Here is a 17,763-nt window from a genome sequence, read left to right on the forward strand (position 1 = left end):
CCCATGGCTCATCTTCGTGAAAACCGGAATCGATATCGCCAACGCAACGGCTCCGCCGATGCGTTGGCGCGGGGCCTCGGCTGGTTCAGTCTCGCCCTCGGCGCCGTCGAGCTTTTCGGAGCGAAAGGCGTCTCCCGCTGGCTCGGCATGGAACAGCATGAAGGCCTTATCCGTGCCTATGGTGCTCGCGAGATCGCAACCGGCATCGGCCTCCTCACGCAGAAGGATCCGACGCCGTGGGTCTGGGGACGGGTCGCTGGCGATGCGCTCGATCTCGCTACATTAGGCAATGGATTGCGCGATCCCAACTCCGAGCATGACAGGATCGCCGTAGCCTTCGGTGCGGTGGCGGGCGTGACGGTAATCGATGTCGTCTGCGCCAATGCCCTGACTGGAGAAGAACCCCGGCGGCACCAGCCTCGCTTCGATTACAGCGACCGCAGCGGCCTGCCGCGACCGGCGCAGCAGATGCGCGGCGCCGCGCGGGACTTCGAGGCGCCACGGGACATGCGCATTCCCGATGCGTTGCGGCCCTATAAACAGCCGCAAAGGCTTGGAGGATCACAGTCTTCCATGTAGAAAAGCCGAGCAGGAAGGTTGAGGCTCATTCATGACGAAGCCCCAGGTCTTTACCATCGGCTACGAGGGAGCGGACATGGACCGCTTCCTTGCCACTTTGAAAGATGCGGGCGTGGCGGCGATTGCGGATGTGCGCGCGGTGGCGCTGTCGCGCAAGCGCGGGTTCTCCAAATCCGCCTTACGGGATGCGCTCGCCCATCAGGGTATAGGTTATGAGCATTTCATCCGCCTCGGCACGCCGAAGGAGGGCCGACAGGCGGCCCGCGCCAGCGATGCCGCCTTGATGAAGAAGATCTATTGCGACGAAGTGCTGGCGACCGAAGAGGGGCAGCAATCCCTTGAAGAATTGGCGGCGCTTGCCAAGAAACAGCCCATCTGCCTCCTGTGCTTCGAGCGTGATCCGGCCATATGCCATCGACGTATCCTCGCGCAGCGTCTTGCCAAGCGGGGCATGGAGGTCGTCGATCTCACCGTGATCTGAGAGCGTTGACAGGGACCCTTATTCGGTGCTCCGTTCACGCCCGCGAGGCATGAAAGGCGTGGATCCATGGATGCGACGGTCATTGCAGTGAGTTGCGGCGCGACGCACGATTTCAGCAAGCCGAACCGGGACAGCATCCGCCTTCTCACGGGTCTCGGCGTTGAGGGCGATGCGCATCTGGGCGTGACCGTGAAGCATCGCTCACGGGTGGCGAAGGATCCGAGCCAACCCAATCTGCGGCAGGTCCATCTGATCCACGCGGAGCTTCATGACGAGCTGGAGGCCAGAGGCTTTGCCGTTTCCGCCGGACAGATGGGCGAGAACATTACCACGCGTGGGCTCGACCTACTTGGGCTGTCGACCGGAACCAGGCTGCTCATCGGCAACGACGTGATCGTGGAAGTGACGGGCCTGCGCAATCCCTGTCTCCAGATCGACCGCTTTCAGAGGGGGCTGATGAACGCGGTTCTCGATCGTGACGAGCACGGCAAACTCATTCGCAAGGCGGGTGTGATGGGCATCGTTCTCCATGGCGGCGAGGTGAGGCCGGGAGACAGGATCCGTACGGAATTTCCTTCGTCACCGCGAAGGCCGCTCGTGCCTGTGTAAGGGAATCGCGATCGGCACCAGCCGTCGGATCAGCGTTGGCCGGGCAGTTTTACCGCCAGCACGTCCGCTTTCCGGATCGATGGCGGAGCGGAGAACAGCTCATCGGCCCGTTGCATCAAAGCTGCCGCAACCTTGCCGGAGAGGTGAGCATTTCGGGCGCTCTCGTCGGGAAACGCGTCGAAGATTGCAAAACTTGTCTGCCGAGGCGCAAGCCGAACCATGCGACGGTTCCCGGTTCCGCTTCGACCAACGGTAAACCCTGGCGAAGAAATTCGGCAACGGCTTCCTCTTTGCCAGGCTTGGCTTCAAGGGCGACGTAAAGGGCGAGATGAGGCATTGGAATGCTCGCTTATTGGTGCGGCCCCAGCGTCCTGCATCCTATCACAGGCCGCCAAGGCACGAAGATGTTATAGATCAGTTCACTCTTTTTGATGGAATTTGCTCACGCATGTGGGCCGAAAAGAGCAATACAACCGTTGCCAAATCGCGCGGCATACAGTATCCAGTTGCTAGGTTTACTTTCAACGAGGGAGGATTGCATGGCAGTTGTCGTATGCTTGCGCATAGCTCCTCCCATGTTCACGCTTTAGGCTGAACAAAGCGGGGCCGTCGGGCTCCTGCGCTTCAAATTTTCCACCATTACCGACATTTTGAGCGAGTTCGGACGCTTCTGACAGCCGTCCTGTGCGCCGCTCCTTCAATTTCCAGGAGAGGTCCGCCTTGTGCGGACCGTTCGTCCGATGAAACAGCAGAAGAGACGCGGGGACGCGACCCGCGATGTATTGAGATTCACGTTCCGGCATTGGCGCTGCGAGCCGCGTTATGTCGCTCTCATCGTGGCGACGATGATGGCGGCCACCCTTGCGGACGTGTTCATGCCCGTTTTCGCGGGACGCCTCGTCGACGCCATCACGCTCGGCGCAGCCGACCGTGACGCGGCCTTGCATGCGGCGCTCATCGCGTTTGCGTTCATGACGGGGCTGGGCCTCGTCATGGTCGGCCTGAGGCACCTGGCTTTCTACGGCATCGTCGAATTGACGCTGCGTGTCATGGCTCGCGTCGCGCAGGATGCGTTTGCGCGCGTGCAGCGTTTCTCGACCGACTGGCATGCGAACAGCTTCGCCGGCTCCACCGTGCGCAAGATCACGCGCGGCATGTGGGCGCTCGATCTCCTGCACGATACGATCCTGCTGGCACTGCTGCCGTCACTCGTGGTGCTTGTCGGTTCCATGATCGTGCTGGGGCTGCACTGGCCTGTCATGGGTTTCGTGATCGCTCTCGGCACAGCGGCCTATATCGCCATGACCGCGCTTCTTGCCACGTTCTACGTCGCCCCGGCGGCGCGGCTGGCGAATGCGTGGGATACCAAGGTCGGGGGAACCCTGGCCGATGCCATGGGCTGCAACGCGGTGGTGAAGGCCTTCGGCGCGGAGACGCGGGAGGATGCACGCCTGACCTGGGTGCTGACCAAGTGGCGGAACCGCACCCGCCGTCTCTGGCAGCGCGGGACAAATAGCGGCACGACACAGCTCGTCGCGCTTCTCTGCATCCGTGCCGCCATCATTGGCACGGCGCTCTGGCTCTGGTGGAAGGATCAGGCCACGCCGGGAGATCTCGCTTATGTTCTCACTACCTATTTCGTGATTCACGGCTACCTGCGCGATGTGGGCATGCATATCAACAACCTGCGTCGCTCCGTGAACGACATGGAGGAGCTGATTGCGATTCATGGCGAGCCGATCGGAGTCGGGGATCGCCCAGATGCCGTGCCGATCCGGATCGCGCAGGGCGGGATCACGTTCGATCATGTGGACTTCCACTATGCCGGCCACGTGTCGCCGCTTTACCGGAACCTGTCGCTCGCCATCGGAGCGGGCGAGCGCGTCGGTCTCGTTGGCCCGTCCGGATCGGGCAAGACGACCCTCGTCAAGCTCATCCAGCGGCTCTATGACGTGTCGGGTGGACGCATCCTCATCGATGGTCAGAACATTGCCGATGCGCAGCAATCGTCTCTTCGCGCGAAGATCGCCATCGTGCAGCAGGAGCCGATCCTGTTCCACCGGACGCTGGCGGAGAACATCGCCTATGGACGCCCGGGCGCCTCGATGGCGGAGATTGAGCACGCGGCATGCCTTGCCAACGCGGATGACTTCATCATGCGCCTGCCGAAAGGCTACGGGACTCTCGTGGGCGAGCGCGGCGTGAAGCTCTCAGGCGGCGAGCGCCAGCGCGTCGCCATCGCCCGCGCGTTTCTCGCCGATGCGCCCATCCTCATCCTGGACGAGGCGACCTCAGCCCTCGACTCGGAATCGGAGGTGCTGATCCAGCAGGCCATGGAACGGCTCATGGAAGGTCGCACTTCCATCGTCATCGCCCACCGCCTCTCGACGGTGCGCGCCCTCGACCGCATTCTCGTCTTCGACAAGGGACGGATCGTGGAGGAGGGGTCTCACGCGAGTCTCTACCGGAAGGGCGGTCTCTATCGCCGCCTCTGCGACCATCAGGGTCTGGAGTTTTCGAAGGAGACGCGCCCGGAGATCGCTGCCGAGTGAGGATCAAGGTCCGCAGGTGATGGGCACCACGGCCTGTCTCATGGATGCAACGAGATCGGCGGCGCTCATCACCTGCGCCGCCGGTTCCGTGTCCTTCATGCCGATGCCAGGAAATGCTTTGCCTAATTCCGAGGTCGTCACGAATGCGTAGCGCGCGCTCGGCATGATGCCCGCGATCTTGCGGCCATCGGCGGAGACCGGGCCGACAAGTCCGATGAGCCCATGGTGCATATCGAGAACCGGCGCACCGCTGGCCCCCGGCTGCAAGGGAGCCGTGAATGTCGGCCTGTCCTCTGCCAGGCCCGCAGTCGCGGTGAGGCGATTGCCTTCGCCGTCATCGGCATAAGCGACAATGAGGACGCGTGCGCCGGGCGTCATGGGGTTGTTGCCCAGCGCAATCGGCTTCGCGCCGAGGTCCTGCGCGAATTCGAGCAGGAAGGGGCCCTTGCCTCCGATCTGCTGCGGCGTCAGATCCCGCACCCTTGCATCCTTGCAGCGGTCGACCGGGGCCGTGGTCAGAACCTGACGCGCCCCGACCGCGAGGCCGGTGCCGATCAGCGCTCGTCCACCGCCCATGGCCGCCTGAGGTGCCGGTGAAGCGGGGGAAGCGGCCGGGGCAGGGGCATTCGCCTGCGCCGTGGCAGCTGGTGCGGATGTAGCGGGGAACGGCACGAAGGAATTGGCGATGGCGACGACGATGCGGTCGAATTGCGGCGCCAGGGATTTGTCGTAACCGACCGAGAAGGCCCTGATGCCCGCCGTGCCGCTGGCATAGCGCGTGTAGAACTTGCCTGCCGGCGTCTCGCCGGTGATGACGAAGAAATCCGGCCGCAGCACCTTGTAGGTCACGACACGGCCCGGGGTCTGGATGGCGACGTTGCGGTCGTAGAGCGATTGCAGGGTTGCCTCGGGAGGCGCGAGGCGCGTGTCGAGCGTGATCTTGTCGTCCGCGCTCTGCCAGCGGCTGCCACCGCTGGGATTGTCGCTCTGCTTCGAGAGGAGTTTCACCGGCACGCCGATCCGCATGCCTGTCCTCGGGTCGTCCACGTTTGCGAAGCCCGCCAGGTCCTTGGCGCGCTGTGCTGAGGCTTGCAGGGCGGAGCGGTCCACGGAACTCAAGACTCCCGTCGGAGATTTCTTGGCGTTCTTTTGCAGGGAGACGATCGCATCGTAGGTCTGTCGACCGAACGTCCCATCGGCCACACCGCTGTAATCGCCGGACCAGATCAGGCCTTCCTGAATGGCCTTGCGGTCTGCTTCCGGCAAGGCCTCGAAGGCCGCACGGGCGGCATCGAGGGCGGGATCGGCGGAGGGCCGGGAGACGGACATCGGCGTGGGCTGCGCAAGGGCGATGCCGGCATGCCCTGTCGGAATGAGGATTGAAAGAACGGCGCACAGGTTCATGATCGGGCGCGAACATGCGCGACTCATCGGGCTTCTCCTCGGCGGGCCAAACCAGTGTCGCAGAGCATGTCTTCAAAAACCAGATCGTGGAATGCCTTCTATGAAATCTTACGCTGCCATCCTTTTCCTAGGCACGATTCTTGCGTCGGGCGCCGTGCACGCTCAGCCAAGCCCGTCAGATCCATGCCAGGCGTCGGGAGGGACCTATGCCCAGAGCGAGTGCCTGGACAAACTCCTCAAGACGGCCGACAGCGCTCTCAATGCCACTTACAGGAAGGCACAGACTTCCATCGACAAGAATGATCTGATGGACGCGGACCAGCGCCGCAGCTGGAAGCAGGCCTTGCAGAAGGCTCAGCGTGCCTGGGTCGCCTTCCGGGATGCTGATTGCGGGGAGCCGGTCGGCTATGAATGGTTCCAAGGCACCGGGATGGGGCCGGCCACGCTTGTCTGCCATCTCGAAAAGACCAAGATCCGGAACCAGGAACTCACCGACCGCTACGTCAACCGTTAAGGTCCGTATCCCTTTGACTCCCCCTCGGGCCCGTGACAAACCACGGCTTCTCTGGCCCACGGGCCCGTTGCGATTGCCATTCTCCGATGCAGTTCTTCCGCCATCCCCGCCTCCAGGTCCTCATCCGACGGCGCGAAGTGCCGTTCGTCGTCCTCGCTGCCCTGATCGGTGTGGCATCGGGCATAATTGTCACGGGAATGGGGCTCCTGACCCAATTGCTTCACCGCCTGTTGTTCGATCTTTCCTGGGGCGACCGGCTCAGCGCCATGGAAAGTCTCGAGCCCAGGCAAGTGCTGGTTCTGGCCACCGGCGGCCTCCTGGTCGGATTCAGCGCCTGGCTGGTGGCACGCTTCCGGTCGACCCATCTCGTCGACCCCATCGAGGCGAATGCCTTGCATGGCGGGCGCCTGTCGTTGAGCGACAGTCTCATCGTCGCCGTCCAGACCGTCCTCTCCAACGGCTTCGGCGCCTCGGTCGGGTTGGAGGCAGGCTACACGCAGATGGGGTCTGGCATCGCATCCTGGCTTGCCCGCAAGCTGAACCTGCGCCGTAGCGATGTGCGCGTCCTTGTCGGCTGCGGTGCTGCCAGCGCCATCGCGTCGGCTTTCAACGCTCCCCTCACAGGCGCATTCTACGGGTTCGAACTCATCATCGGCGTCTATTCCATTGCGACGGTAGCCCCGGTCATGGCCTCGACTCTGGCCGCCGTGCTTGTGACCCGCCTGCTGGGAACCGTTCCCAACCTGATCGAGGTGCCACCGATCCCCAATCTGACGGCGGCCGATTATTTCCCCTTCTTGATCCTGGGGCTTGTCGCCGGAGCGGTCTCGGTCGGGATCATGCGCCTCGTCACTCTGGTGGAGAAGGTTTTCGTGGCGACGGGCTGTCCGCCCCTGTTCCGCCCGGCGATCGGGGGCCTCGCGGTTGGGGGGCTCGCTCTTTTCGTCCCCCAGGTTCTGTCGGCCGGCCATGGTGCGCTTCACCTTCAGCTCGAAGCCAATACCGGCCTGAGCGCCCTGATGCTTCTCTTCGCCGCCAAGGTTGCGGCCTCGGCGCTGTCGCTCGGCTCCGGCTTCCGCGGTGGTCTGTTCTTCGCATCGCTTCTTCTCGGTGTTCTGCTTGGCAAAATCTTTGCCATTGTCGCCGGGCCGGTAATGCCGCTTGCAGTCGATCCGGTGGTCTCGGCCATCGTTGGAATGGCGTCGCTGGCCGTGGGCATCGTCGGCGGGCCGTTGACGATCACGTTCCTGGCGCTCGAAACCACGGGCGATCTGGCTATCAGCGGCATCGTGCTCACGGCTTCCATCGTGGCCGCCCTCTTCGTGCGCCAGACCTTCGGCTACTCGTTCTCGACCTGGCGTCTCCATCTGCGGGGCGAGACGATCCGCAGCGCCCAGGATGTGGGCTGGTTGCGCAGCCTCACCGTGGGCAAGATGATGCGCCGTGACGTCAAGACACTTCAGGTTCCGGCGACCCTGACCGAGTTCAGGCGCAAATTTCCTCTTGGATCGGCACAGCGGGTCGTTGCCGCCGACGAGTCCGGCCACTATGCCGGCATCGTTCTCGTTCCCGAGGCTTACGCGCCCGATATGGAGGCCGGCGATAGCATCGCATCCCTGCTGCGTTATCGGGACGATATGCTGGTCCCTGCCATGAACGTGAAGGAGGCGGCCGGCATCTTCGACCAGACCCAGAGTGAAGAACTGGCCGTGGTCGATAATACGCGAAGCCGCAAAGTGCTCGGGCTCCTGACCGAAAGCCATCTCCTACGACGCTACAGCGAGGAACTCGACAAGGCCCATCGCGGCGCCCTGGGCGAGGAGACCGTCAATGAAAGCATGCGCAAGGAGCGCCAGGCCTGACGGAACCTGGTTCGTTCTGCACCGGATCGCCTTGGTCTATCCCTGCCGCGACGATAGAGCCTGTTTCGTGAGCCGGAGTTCACGAAACAGGCTCTATCGTTCTGAAAAGGACGCATTTTCTGCCGCAAAACCGGATCCACTTTTGCGAAAAATGCTCTAGGCTTGCCTGATTGCCTGTCGGCGAGGGGGAGAGCCTGATGATCCGTCGTTTGATGTATGCGGCCATGGTCGCCGCCAGCGTGATGGCTGGTGCCCTGGCGGCTCAGGCCCAGGCCCAAAAAACCTTTGTGAACGAGGAACTCGCAAGCCAGGCCGTGCGCCTTGAACAGGCGCTGAAGAACGAGGGAACGCGAAACAACGGCGGCAAGCCTGCCCCGCAATTGCGCCGCGAGGGAGAGGCTCTGCTCGCGCGCGGCAATGCACGGCAGGCGCTTGGCGCCTTCACCGGAGCCATTGCGGTGGAACCCGGGAATGGAGCGAACTGGTCCGGCTATGCTCGCGCGGCGCTCGCCGTCGATCCGGGTAACAATTGGGAGGAACGCTATAAGCTGCAGGAGCGCCAGATCACGGCCTCCTATGCCGCGTACCAGCGCGCAACAAACCCGGCGGACGAGGCCGCCGCCCTGGCATTGCTGGGGCAGGTCTATGCGGCCCAGAAGAGCTGGCGTCCTTCTCTCAATGCCTATGCGGCGAGCCTCAAGGTCAAGGACGATCCGGCCGTGCGCGCCGTTTACGAACCTCTCCGCGAGGAGCATGGCTTTCGGGTGATGGATTTCAAGGTGGATTCGGATGCCGCCTCGCCTCGGGTATGCTTCCAGTTCTCCGATCCGCTCGCCAACGGCAAGGTCGATTTCGCGCCCTTCGTCGCCCTATCCGGCTCCGCCAATGCCGCCGTCTCGGCGGAGAGCACGCAGCTCTGCGTCGATGGGCTGAAGCACAGCGAACGCTATGCCGTGGTGCTGCGGCAGGGGCTGCCCTCCGCCGTCGGCGAGAGCCTGCTGAAATCCGCCGATTATGAAATCTATGTGCGCGACCGCTCGCCCCAGGCCCGCTTCACGGGCCGCAACTACGTGCTGCCGAGCACGGGGCAGGAGGGGATTCCCGTCGTTTCGGTGAACACGTCGAAGGTCGATGTGGAGGTCTATCGCATCGGCGACCGCAATTTGCTGCCGACTGTCCGCTCCTACGATTTCCTCGGACAGCTCACGCGCTATTCGGCGGCGGAGATCGCCCGCGACAAGGGCGTGAGGATTTGGAAAGGCACCCTCGACACGGCGTCCGAGCTCAATCGCGACGTGGTCACCGCTTTTCCGGTGATCGAGGCGGTCGGAAAGCTGGAACCCGGCATCTATGTGATGACGGCCAAGCCCGATAGCGGTGGAACCTCGGATGATGGGGATGGTGAATACGGCAACATCGCCACCCAATGGTTTGTCGTGTCCGATCTCGGCCTCACGGCTTTCACCGGCAAGGGCGGCGTGCAGGTCTTCGTGCGCTCGCTCGCCAGCGCAGAGCCGCGCGCCGATGTAGAAATTCGCCTGATCGCCCGCAACAACGAGGTTCTGGCGACGAAGAAAACCGACGCGGCAGGCGTCGCCCTGTTCGATCCGGGCCTTGCACGGGGCGAGGGCGGTCTGGCGCCCGGCCTTGCCGTGGCGACGGTGGGAGCCGACTATGGCTTCCTCGATCTCGGCTCGGCGGCGTTCGATCTCTCCGACCGGGGCGTAAAGGGTCGCGCGGCGTCGGGCTCAGTCGATGCCTATCTCTATGCGGAGCGGGGCGTCTATCGCACGGGCGAGACGGTGGCGCTCACCGCCCTGCTGCGCGACGCCAAGGGCGCGGCCGTGCCGAACGTGCCGCTCACTCTTGTGATACGCCGTCCGGACGGCGTCGAGTATCGCCGGGTGCTGGTGGAGGATCAGGGAATTGGCGGGCGAGCCCTGTCCCTTCCCATTCTGCCCGGTTCCTTGCGCGGCACGTGGCGGGTCGCCGCCTATACCGACCCGAAGGGGCCGTCCATCGGCGATACGAGTTTCCTCGTCGAGGATTACGTGCCCGAGCGGCTGGAGGTGAGCCTGATGCCGAAGGTGGAAGCCTTGCGTCCCGGCCAGCTTGCGCCCGTCGATCTCGCCGCCCGCTATCTCTATGGCGCGCCGGGAGCGGATCTTGCCGTGACCGGTGAAGTTTCCGTCGCTGCATCCGGCGTCAATGGCATCAAGGGCCTGGAAGGTTACGCAATCGGTCTCGACGATGAATCCGTCGAAGCGTCCACGGTGGAAATCGAGCAGAAAGTTGCCACGGACGCGCAGGGCCGCGCCAGCCTGCAGATCCCGGTTCAGAACGTGGTCGCGCCGCGTCCGACGGAGGCGCGCATCACCTTGCGCGTAGCGGAGCCCGGCGGGCGGGCGGTGGAGCGCAGCGTGACCTTGCCGATTCTGCCGAAGGGGCCGGTTGTCGCCGTGCGCAAGAATTTCAGCGGACAGCTCGGCGAAGGCGCGAATGCAACCTTCGATGTCGTTCTCGCCGATCCTGCGGGCAAGCGCCTCGCCAACGGCAATGTGGGCTGGAGCCTCTACAAGATCGAGCGGCGCTATCAGTGGTACAATGCGGATGGCCGTTGGAGCTACGAGCCGGTCAAGAATACCCGACGCGTGGCGGATGGCCGTATCGACGTGAAAGCGGATGCTTCCGCTCGCATTTCGGCTCCGGTGGAATGGGGCACCTATCGGCTCGATGTGAGCGCGCCCGATCTCGGCGAGACGGCGCAAACGAGCCTGTCCTTCACGGTTGGCTGGTCTGGTGATCAGACGGCCGATACGCCGGACCTGCTCGACATGAATCTCGACAAGGCGAGTTATCGCGTCGGCGACACCATGCGACTTCACATCAACCCGCGCTTCGCCGGCAAGGCGACCCTCGCCGTGGTCAGCGACCGGGTGCACGATATCCGTGTGGTGGATGTCGCCGCCTCGGGCACCTATGTGAGCCTGCCTGTGCGTGGAGAATGGGGACCGGGAGCCTATCTCGTCGTGATGGCCCATCGCCCGCTCAATCAGGCCGCGCGCCGCATGCCGGGCCGTTCCCTCGGCACGGCATGGTTCGAGATTGACCGCGATGCGCGCTCGCTCGCGGTCAATCTCAACGCGCCCGACAAGATCAGGCCGCGCGGAACCTTGAACCTGCCGGTGAAGGTGGCAGGGCTGAAGCCGGGTGAGGAAGCGCGCATCACGGTGGCCGCGGTCGATGTGGGAATCCTCAACCTCACCCGCTACGAGGCGCCGAACCCGATGAGCTATTTCTTCGGGCAGAAGCAGCTCTCGTCCGAGATCCGCGATCTCTACGGTTACCTCATCGACGGCATGCAGGGTACGCGCGGTGCCATCCGTTCCGGCGGCGACATGGAGCCGAAGCCGCTCGACGGCATTCCGCCGACCCAGGAGCCGTTGGCGCGTTTCTCCGGCGTGGTGAAGGTGGAGGCGGACGGCTCGGCGAATATCGATTTCGACATTCCCGCCTTCAACGGCACGGTGCGCGTGATGGCGGTGGCCTGGACCAGGGATCGCGTCGGCAGCGCATCGTCGGATGTGATCGTACGCGATCCGGTGGTGCTCTCCGGCACGCTTCCGCGCTTCCTCTCAGTCGGCGACCGCTCGCGCTTCTTCATCCAGATCGACAATGTGGAAGGAGCTGCCGGCGACTACACGATCGATCTCGATATGCGCGGCCCCATCGTCGTAGCGGCGGATGCCTTGCGCTCGACGATCAGGCTCGATGCGAAGGCCAAGGGCAGTGTCGCCGTTCCGGTGACGGCGGGTGGCCAGGGCCATGCCGTGATCGACGTGACCTTGAAGGGTCCGGGTGTAGAGCCGGTAACGCAGAGCTTCACCGTCGCCATACAGCCCGGCACCGGGGCGCTCGCGCGCCGCGCGGTACGCTCGCTCGATCCGGGAGCGAGCGTTACGCTCTCCAAGGATCTCATCGCGGATATTCTTGCGGGCACCGGTGCGGTCTCCATCTCGGTCTCGCCGCTGGCGGGCCTCGATGTGCCGGGACTTCTCCAGGCGCTGGACCGTTACCCTTATGGCTGCACGGAGCAGATCGTCAGCCGGGCGCTGCCGCTGCTTTATGTCAACCGCCTTGCGGAAGAGGAAAAGCTTTCTCTCGACGAGAAGGCGGATGACCGGGTGCGCGGAGCTATCGAGCGTGTGTTGTCGCGCCAGAGCTCCAACGGTTCGTTCGGCTTGTGGTCTGTGGGCGGTGACGATCTATGGCTCGATGCCTACGCCATGGACTTCCTCACCCGTGCGCGGGAGCGCGGCTTCGCGGTGCCGCAGGTGGCGTTCAAGCTCTCCCTCGATCGCTTGCGTAACTTCGTCGCCAATACCACGCAGGTGGAGGACAACGCCGCTAACCTCGCCTACGCAGCCTATGTGCTGGCCCGCAACGGGCGGCCGGTGATGGGGGATCTGCGCTATCTCGCGGATACGAAACTGGACGCATTCGGTTCACCGCTGGCGCGCGGCCAGCTCGCCGCCGCACTCGCCTTGCTCGGCGACAGGGGCAGAGCGCAGAAGGCCTTCGCCTCGGCGGTGGGGCTGTTGCGGAGCGAGCGAGACGCAGGAGATTACCGCGCAGATTACGGCTCGCGCCTGCGTGATGGGGCGGGCCTCCTGACGCTTGCTTCCGAAACCGACAATGTGCTGGATGTCATGCAGCCGGTCGCGAAGGTGATCGACGAGGAGCGCGGCAATCGGCGCACGAGTACGCAGGAAGAGGCCTGGCTCGTTCTTGCGGCACAAGCGGTTGCTCGCGATGCGGAAGCGATGGTTCTGAAGGTGGATGGTGCGGATCGTAAGGGGGCCTTCTATCGCTCCTACAAGGATGCGTCTCTGAATAGTGGTGCGATCACCCTTGCCAATGCGGGGCCTGCTGCCGTTCAGGCGGTCGTCACCGTCACCGGAAACCCGATCGAGCCGGAGCCTGCCGTGTCGCGCGGCTATACGGTGGAACGCAGCACCCACAAGCTCGACGGCACGCAGGTACAGCCCGACACCGTCCGGCAGAATGAACGGCTTGTCGTGGTGCTGAAAGTGACCGAGACGGAGGCGAAGCAGGCCCGCGTGCTTCTCGTGGATCGTCTGCCCGCTGGATTCGAGATCGACAATCCGAAGCTCGTGGACAGCGATACCGTGGCAAGCCTGCCCTGGCTTAAGCGTGATGTGGAGCCCGCGCATACCGAATACCGCGACGACCGCTTCGTCGTCGCCTTCGACCGAGAGCCCGATCAATCGGCCTTCTTCACGGTGGCCTACATGATCCGCGCCGTGTCGCCCGGACGCTATGTATATCCCGCCGCGCAGGTGGAGGATATGTATCGGCCCGAGCGCTACGGACGCACGGGTTTCGGCACGGTCGAAGTGGTGCAGGCAAAACCGTGATGAGCCGGGGCGGCACGCGACGAGTCAGGATCGGCCGCATACTTGCGGCAGCCCTCGCTTGTATCGTGCTGCTGCCCGGCGTCGCTCTCTGGTTTTATGTCGAAAGCCTCGGACCGCTCGATCTCAGCGTTGCGGCAAACCGCTCGACGGTGGTGCTCGATCGCGACGGGCGGCTGCTTCGTCCCTTCGTAACGTCCGAAGGGCGCTGGCGGCTCCCTGTCGAGGCCGACGATGTCGATCCGCGCTATCTCGCCATGCTCAAGGCCTATGAGGATGCGCGGTTCGAGCGGCATATCGGCATCGATCCGCTCGCGCTCCTGCGGGCCGCGTTCCAGTTTGCATGGAATGGCCAGATCGTTTCCGGCGGCTCGACACTGACCATGCAGGTGGCGCGTCTTCTCGAGCCGCGCGACGAGCGTACGCTCAAGGCAAAACTCCGCCAGATGGTTCGCGCCGTCGAACTCGAGCGGCGCCTGTCGAAGGATGACATCCTGCGGCTCTATCTCACGCTGGCGCCGTACGGCGGCAATCTGGAAGGCACGCGGGCGGCGAGCCTATCCTATTTCGGGCGGGAGCCGAAACGATTGTCCTTCGCTGAGGCGGCACTTCTCGTCGCCCTGCCGCAATCCCCCGAAACGCGCCGTCCCGACAGGGATGCCGATGCCGCGCGCAAGGCCCGCGACCGGGTGCTCGACCGTGCCCGCGAACGTGGTGTTATCAACGCGACAGAGGCCGAGGCCGTGAAAGCGGAAGCCGTGCCGTCGGCGCGCCGCGCATTCCCGATGCTCGCCGCCCATGCGGCCGAAGCAGCTGTAGCGGACCGGCCCTCCACCAATACGCATCGCCTCGCCATCGATGCACGCCTGCAGACGAACCTGGAGCGACTCGCCAGGGAGCGGATCGAGCGGCTCGATCCGAAGCTTTCTCTCGCCATTCTGGTGATTGACAACGCTTCCGGCGAAGTGCGTGCCCAGGTCGGCAGCCCCGATTACATGAGCCGCGAGCGGGCGGGCGCCATCGACATGACCCAGGCCCTGCGCTCGCCAGGTTCCGCGCTGAAACCCTTCATCTATGCCTTGGCCTTCGAGAACGGACTGGCGCATCCCGAAACGCTTTTGGACGATAGGCCCTCGCGTTATGGCGCCTACCAGCCGGAGAATTTCGATCTCGGCTTCCAGGGTACGGTGACGGCCCGTCGCGCGCTGCAGCTCTCCCTCAATGTCCCGGCGGTGGAGCTGCTGAACGAACTCGGGCCCGCACGGCTTCTGGCACGATTGCGCCAGACGGACACCGCCTTCGCCATGCCCAAGGAGGCTGCACCCGGTCTCGCCATAGGCCTCGGAGGGCTTGGCATCACCCTGACGGATCTCACACGGCTTTATGCGGGTCTTGCGCGGGGTGGCGACATGCCGAGTCTCGTGCGGCGAGCCGGGGAAACCGCGGCATCCCTGCCTGCACGCCGGATCGCGGATCCCGTGGCCGCCTGGTACATCTTCGATATCCTGCGCGGAGCGCCGCCGCCCGACAACGCGCTTGCCGGCCGCATCGCCTTCAAGACCGGCACATCCTATGGCTACCGCGATGCCTGGGCTGTCGGCTATGACCGCCATTTCACCATCGGCGTCTGGATCGGGCGGCCCGACGGCACGGCGGTTCCAGGACTTGTAGGCCGCCTTGCCGCGGCGCCGATCCTGTTCGATGCCTATGGCCGTCTGGGTGTGGAGCCCGAGGCATTGGCCATGCCGCCTTTCGCCTTGCAGGCGACCACCGCAAGTCTGCCGCCGCCCCTGCGCCATGTGCGCCAGGACGTGCCGAAAACCATCGCCTCGACCGTGCAGGCCCCTCTCAAGATCGCTTTTCCACTCGATGGTTCTAGGGTCGATCTTGGTCTCTCTCATCGATCCGACGAGCATGGCAATCTCGCCCTCAAAGCCTCCGGCGGCGTACCCCCGCTGACCTGGATGGTGGATGGCGCACCCGTCGCGGCGGCCTCCTTGCGTCGGGAAACCTTCTGGCGGCCCGAGGGTGCCGGTTTCGTACGGCTGTCGGTGATCGATGCGCGTGGAACGACCGACAGCGTATTAGTGCGGGTGGAATAGCGCGGGGATTGCTCCAGACAATCGTTGTAGGGCGGCGCAGCGAAAGCGGCGCGGAAATGCGCTTGCTATGAACGCTTTAAGGCCGTTTGGGAAGGTTAGCAGTTCCAGTAAATAATACTTTATAAAGTTTCATATGGCGATATAGAGACCTTTCAATGCCGCTGATGATGGAAAGGCCGCGATCATCGTCGGCCATCTATCGGCAATGCGAGAGGTTATTTATCCTATGACGACGCTGCGCCCCTGGAATACGCCCTTTATCGTCAATACCGGCCTGGAAGGGGACCAGATTAATCCGAAACTGCAAGCGCTCGGTAACGGGACCTTCGTTGCAGTCTGGCAAAGTGACAACGACATTTTCATGCGGCTCTTCAATGCCGACGGGAGCCCTAAGACCGCCGAGACCAGGATCGCCCTCGTCGAGAGCGACAGCGGCAAGTACGAGCCATCGATCGCGGTGTTGAGCAACGGCAATTTCGTCATTGCCTGGGAGGATGCGAGTGGGCTCGATGGCGACGAGGCGTCGGGCATTCGGGGCCAGATTTTCGCTTCCAGCGGGGCGAAGGTCGGCAGCGACTTTCATATCAATTCCATTCCTGAGGGCTTCCAGGGCGAAGTTTCCATCACGGGTCTGGCGAGCGGCGGTTTTGCCGTCGCATATACGGATGCCTCCAATCGGGGCGTCGGAACCGATATCCGCACCAGGGTCTTCGGCGAAACGGGTGTCCCTCTTGGGACTGGCGATGACATCATTGCCAATGGAACGAAAGCCAGCGGCCAGACAAACCCCACGGCCATCACCTTGAACGATGGCCGTTATGCCGTCTTCTTCGAGGATTACAGCCTGAGCGCAGACGATCCCGATCTGACCATTCGAGGGCGCATCTTCAAAGCCGACGGTACGCCGGATACGGACGATTTCCTTGTTCCCGCTTCGACGGGAGAGAAAAGGAACCCGGTCGCCGCCACTTTGGCGGATGGGCGTTTCGTCGTGGCCTGGGTGTCGAGTGTCGGGGATGGCTCTCAAAACTGCATCAAGGCTCAGATTTTCAACTCCGACGGTAGGAAATCCGGTGGCGAGTTCGTCGTGAACCAAGTCACTGACGGATATCAGCAGGATCCAGTCGTCGTTGCCTTGCACGACGGTGGGTTTGCCGTCTCCTACTTGAGCAAAGGCGCGGTGGATGATGTGCGCATTGCGACCTTCACCCAAGCCGGCGCTCTGGTTGCCGATGAAGCGATCGACTCCCTGTCGGGCAGCGAGTTGTATGGCATCCAGAGCATAACCGTTCTGAGCGATGGACGATTGGTTGCCGCCTGGGGCGCGATGACCGATACGGCGGATATCCAGGCACAGATCTTCGACCCGCGGACGAAGGCGATCGTTCTGGATGGTACGAGCGGGGACGATCAATATGTCGGCACGCCATTCAACGATGTTCTCAAAGGTGCGGGCGGCGACGATCATCTCACAGGTGGCGAAGGGAACGATGTCCTTGATGGCGGAGCCGGCCGCGACACGCTGATTGGCGGCAAGGGGGATGATATCTACTATCTGACCCCGGGCGATGTCGTCATCGAAGAGCATGGTGGCGGCCACGACATCATCGTCGTTTCCTATAGCGCGACACTCGGCAACAATACCGAGGTCGAGGTGCTGCAGGCCCAGGCAGGCACTACGGCCATGTCCCTTTCGGGCGCCAACATGAACGATACCCTGATTGGTAATGACGGCGCCAATACGCTGGATGGCGGGACCGGTTCCGACACCATGATGGGAGGCGGCGGTAACGATCTCTACTATGTCGATAGTTCGAGTGACGTCATCGTCGACAGTTCCGGTTTCGATACCGTCATCGCAGCAGCCTCCTGCAGCCTGGGCGCAGGAGTGGAAGATCTGGTTGCCGTTGCAGGTACCGGCGCGTTCAAGTTTGTCGGTAACGGGCTGGCCAATCGGATTGTGGGCAATGCCGGCAAGAATGTGATTATGGGCGGGGCCGGCAACGACAAGCTCTGGGGTGGGCTTGGCAACGACGTGCTGACCGGCGGCGCGGGCAAGGACATCTTCGTGTTCGACACCAAGCCGAATAAGAAGAGCAACTTCGACAAGATCGCCGACTTTTCCGTCAAGGACGATACGCTCTGGCTCGACAACGCCGTCTTCAAGAAGCTCGGCAAGGGCACGGAACTGAAGCCGGGCAAGCTGAACAAGGGCTTCTTCACCA

General features: G+C 63.4%; 10 protein-coding genes and 1 pseudogene. 9 read left to right on the forward strand and 2 right to left on the reverse strand.

Annotated features, from left to right (window positions below):
- Nucleotides 1–3 precede the first annotated feature (3 nt).
- From AB4Y97_RS17855 to AB4Y97_RS17865, 3 genes are all read left to right on the forward strand, one after another.
- Nucleotides 4–579, forward strand: coding sequence for a cyclase dehydrase (locus AB4Y97_RS17855; protein ID WP_442000395.1), 576 nt, complete (start codon nucleotides 4–6; stop codon nucleotides 577–579).
- A 31-nt stretch (nucleotides 580–610) separates the two neighbouring features.
- A complete protein-coding gene (locus AB4Y97_RS17860) occupies nucleotides 611–1,060 on the forward strand; it encodes a DUF488 domain-containing protein (RefSeq protein WP_442000396.1) in 450 nt (149 codons plus the stop codon).
- 66 nt (nucleotides 1,061–1,126) lie between these two features.
- Nucleotides 1,127–1,669, forward strand: coding sequence for an MOSC domain-containing protein (locus AB4Y97_RS17865; RefSeq protein ID WP_442000397.1), 543 nt, complete (start codon nucleotides 1,127–1,129; stop codon nucleotides 1,667–1,669).
- 29 nt (nucleotides 1,670–1,698) lie between these two features.
- Here the strand turns inward: AB4Y97_RS17865 and AB4Y97_RS17870 are convergent.
- Nucleotides 1,699–2,006 (reverse strand): annotated as a pseudogene (locus AB4Y97_RS17870) (putative quinol monooxygenase).
- A 403-nt stretch (nucleotides 2,007–2,409) separates the two neighbouring features.
- Between AB4Y97_RS17870 and AB4Y97_RS17875 the strand changes: the two are divergent.
- Nucleotides 2,410–4,221 carry an ABC transporter ATP-binding protein gene (locus AB4Y97_RS17875; protein ID WP_442000398.1) on the forward strand — a complete coding sequence of 604 codons (1,812 nt, stop codon included), beginning with the start codon at nucleotides 2,410–2,412 and terminating at the stop codon, nucleotides 4,219–4,221.
- Between the two features lie 3 nt (nucleotides 4,222–4,224).
- Here AB4Y97_RS17875 and AB4Y97_RS17880 read toward each other — a convergent pair whose 3' ends face one another.
- On the reverse strand, nucleotides 4,225–5,652 hold the full coding sequence (locus AB4Y97_RS17880) for a peptidoglycan-binding protein (protein WP_442000399.1): 1,428 nt from the start codon (nucleotides 5,650–5,652) through the stop codon (nucleotides 4,225–4,227).
- Between the two features lie 73 nt (nucleotides 5,653–5,725).
- On the opposite strand from AB4Y97_RS17880, the gene AB4Y97_RS17885 reads away from it, so the two are divergent.
- The 5 genes from AB4Y97_RS17885 to AB4Y97_RS17905 all read left to right on the forward strand — a co-directional run.
- Nucleotides 5,726–6,139 (forward strand): lysozyme inhibitor LprI family protein, encoded by a 414-nt coding sequence (locus AB4Y97_RS17885; protein WP_442000400.1) that lies wholly within the window; start codon nucleotides 5,726–5,728, stop codon nucleotides 6,137–6,139.
- 86 nt (nucleotides 6,140–6,225) lie between these two features.
- Nucleotides 6,226–8,001, forward strand: a complete 1,776-nt coding sequence (locus AB4Y97_RS17890) for a chloride channel protein (RefSeq protein WP_442000401.1) — start codon at nucleotides 6,226–6,228, stop codon at nucleotides 7,999–8,001.
- Nucleotides 8,002–8,198: 197 nt separating this feature from the next.
- Entirely contained in the window at nucleotides 8,199–13,439 is a 5,241-nt protein-coding gene (locus tag AB4Y97_RS17895; RefSeq protein ID WP_442000402.1) for an alpha-2-macroglobulin family protein, read from the forward strand.
- Nucleotides 13,439–15,538, forward strand: coding sequence for a penicillin-binding protein 1C (gene pbpC / locus AB4Y97_RS17900; RefSeq protein ID WP_442000403.1), 2,100 nt, complete (start codon nucleotides 13,439–13,441; stop codon nucleotides 15,536–15,538). Before AB4Y97_RS17895 ends, pbpC begins: the two co-directional genes overlap by 1 nt.
- Nucleotides 15,539–15,764: 226 nt before the next feature.
- Nucleotides 15,765–17,763: calcium-binding protein (locus tag AB4Y97_RS17905; protein ID WP_442000404.1), on the forward strand; the 1,999-nt coding region annotated here is incomplete at its 3' end.

It is taken from the genome of Microvirga sp. 2TAF3, from assembly GCF_052114965.1.
Taxonomy (GTDB): Bacteria; Pseudomonadota; Alphaproteobacteria; order Rhizobiales; family Beijerinckiaceae; genus Microvirga.

Excerpts from the sequence above, each read along its gene's own strand:
- AB4Y97_RS17855 (WP_442000395.1), top strand. The coding sequence starts at position 4 with ATGGCTCATCTTCGTGAAAACCGGAATCGATATCGCCAACGCAACGGC.
- AB4Y97_RS17860 (WP_442000396.1), top strand. The coding sequence starts at position 611 with ATGACGAAGCCCCAGGTCTTTACCATCGGCTACGAGGGAGCGGACATG.
- AB4Y97_RS17865 (WP_442000397.1), top strand. The coding sequence starts at position 1,127 with ATGGATGCGACGGTCATTGCAGTGAGTTGCGGCGCGACGCACGATTTC.
- AB4Y97_RS17875 (WP_442000398.1), top strand. The coding sequence starts at position 2,410 with ATGAAACAGCAGAAGAGACGCGGGGACGCGACCCGCGATGTATTGAGA.
- AB4Y97_RS17880 (WP_442000399.1), bottom strand. The coding sequence starts at position 5,652 with ATGAGTCGCGCATGTTCGCGCCCGATCATGAACCTGTGCGCCGTTCTT.
- AB4Y97_RS17885 (WP_442000400.1), top strand. The coding sequence starts at position 5,726 with ATGAAATCTTACGCTGCCATCCTTTTCCTAGGCACGATTCTTGCGTCG.
- AB4Y97_RS17890 (WP_442000401.1), top strand. The coding sequence starts at position 6,226 with ATGCAGTTCTTCCGCCATCCCCGCCTCCAGGTCCTCATCCGACGGCGC.
- AB4Y97_RS17895 (WP_442000402.1), top strand. The coding sequence starts at position 8,199 with ATGATCCGTCGTTTGATGTATGCGGCCATGGTCGCCGCCAGCGTGATG.
- pbpC (WP_442000403.1), top strand. The coding sequence starts at position 13,439 with ATGAGCCGGGGCGGCACGCGACGAGTCAGGATCGGCCGCATACTTGCG.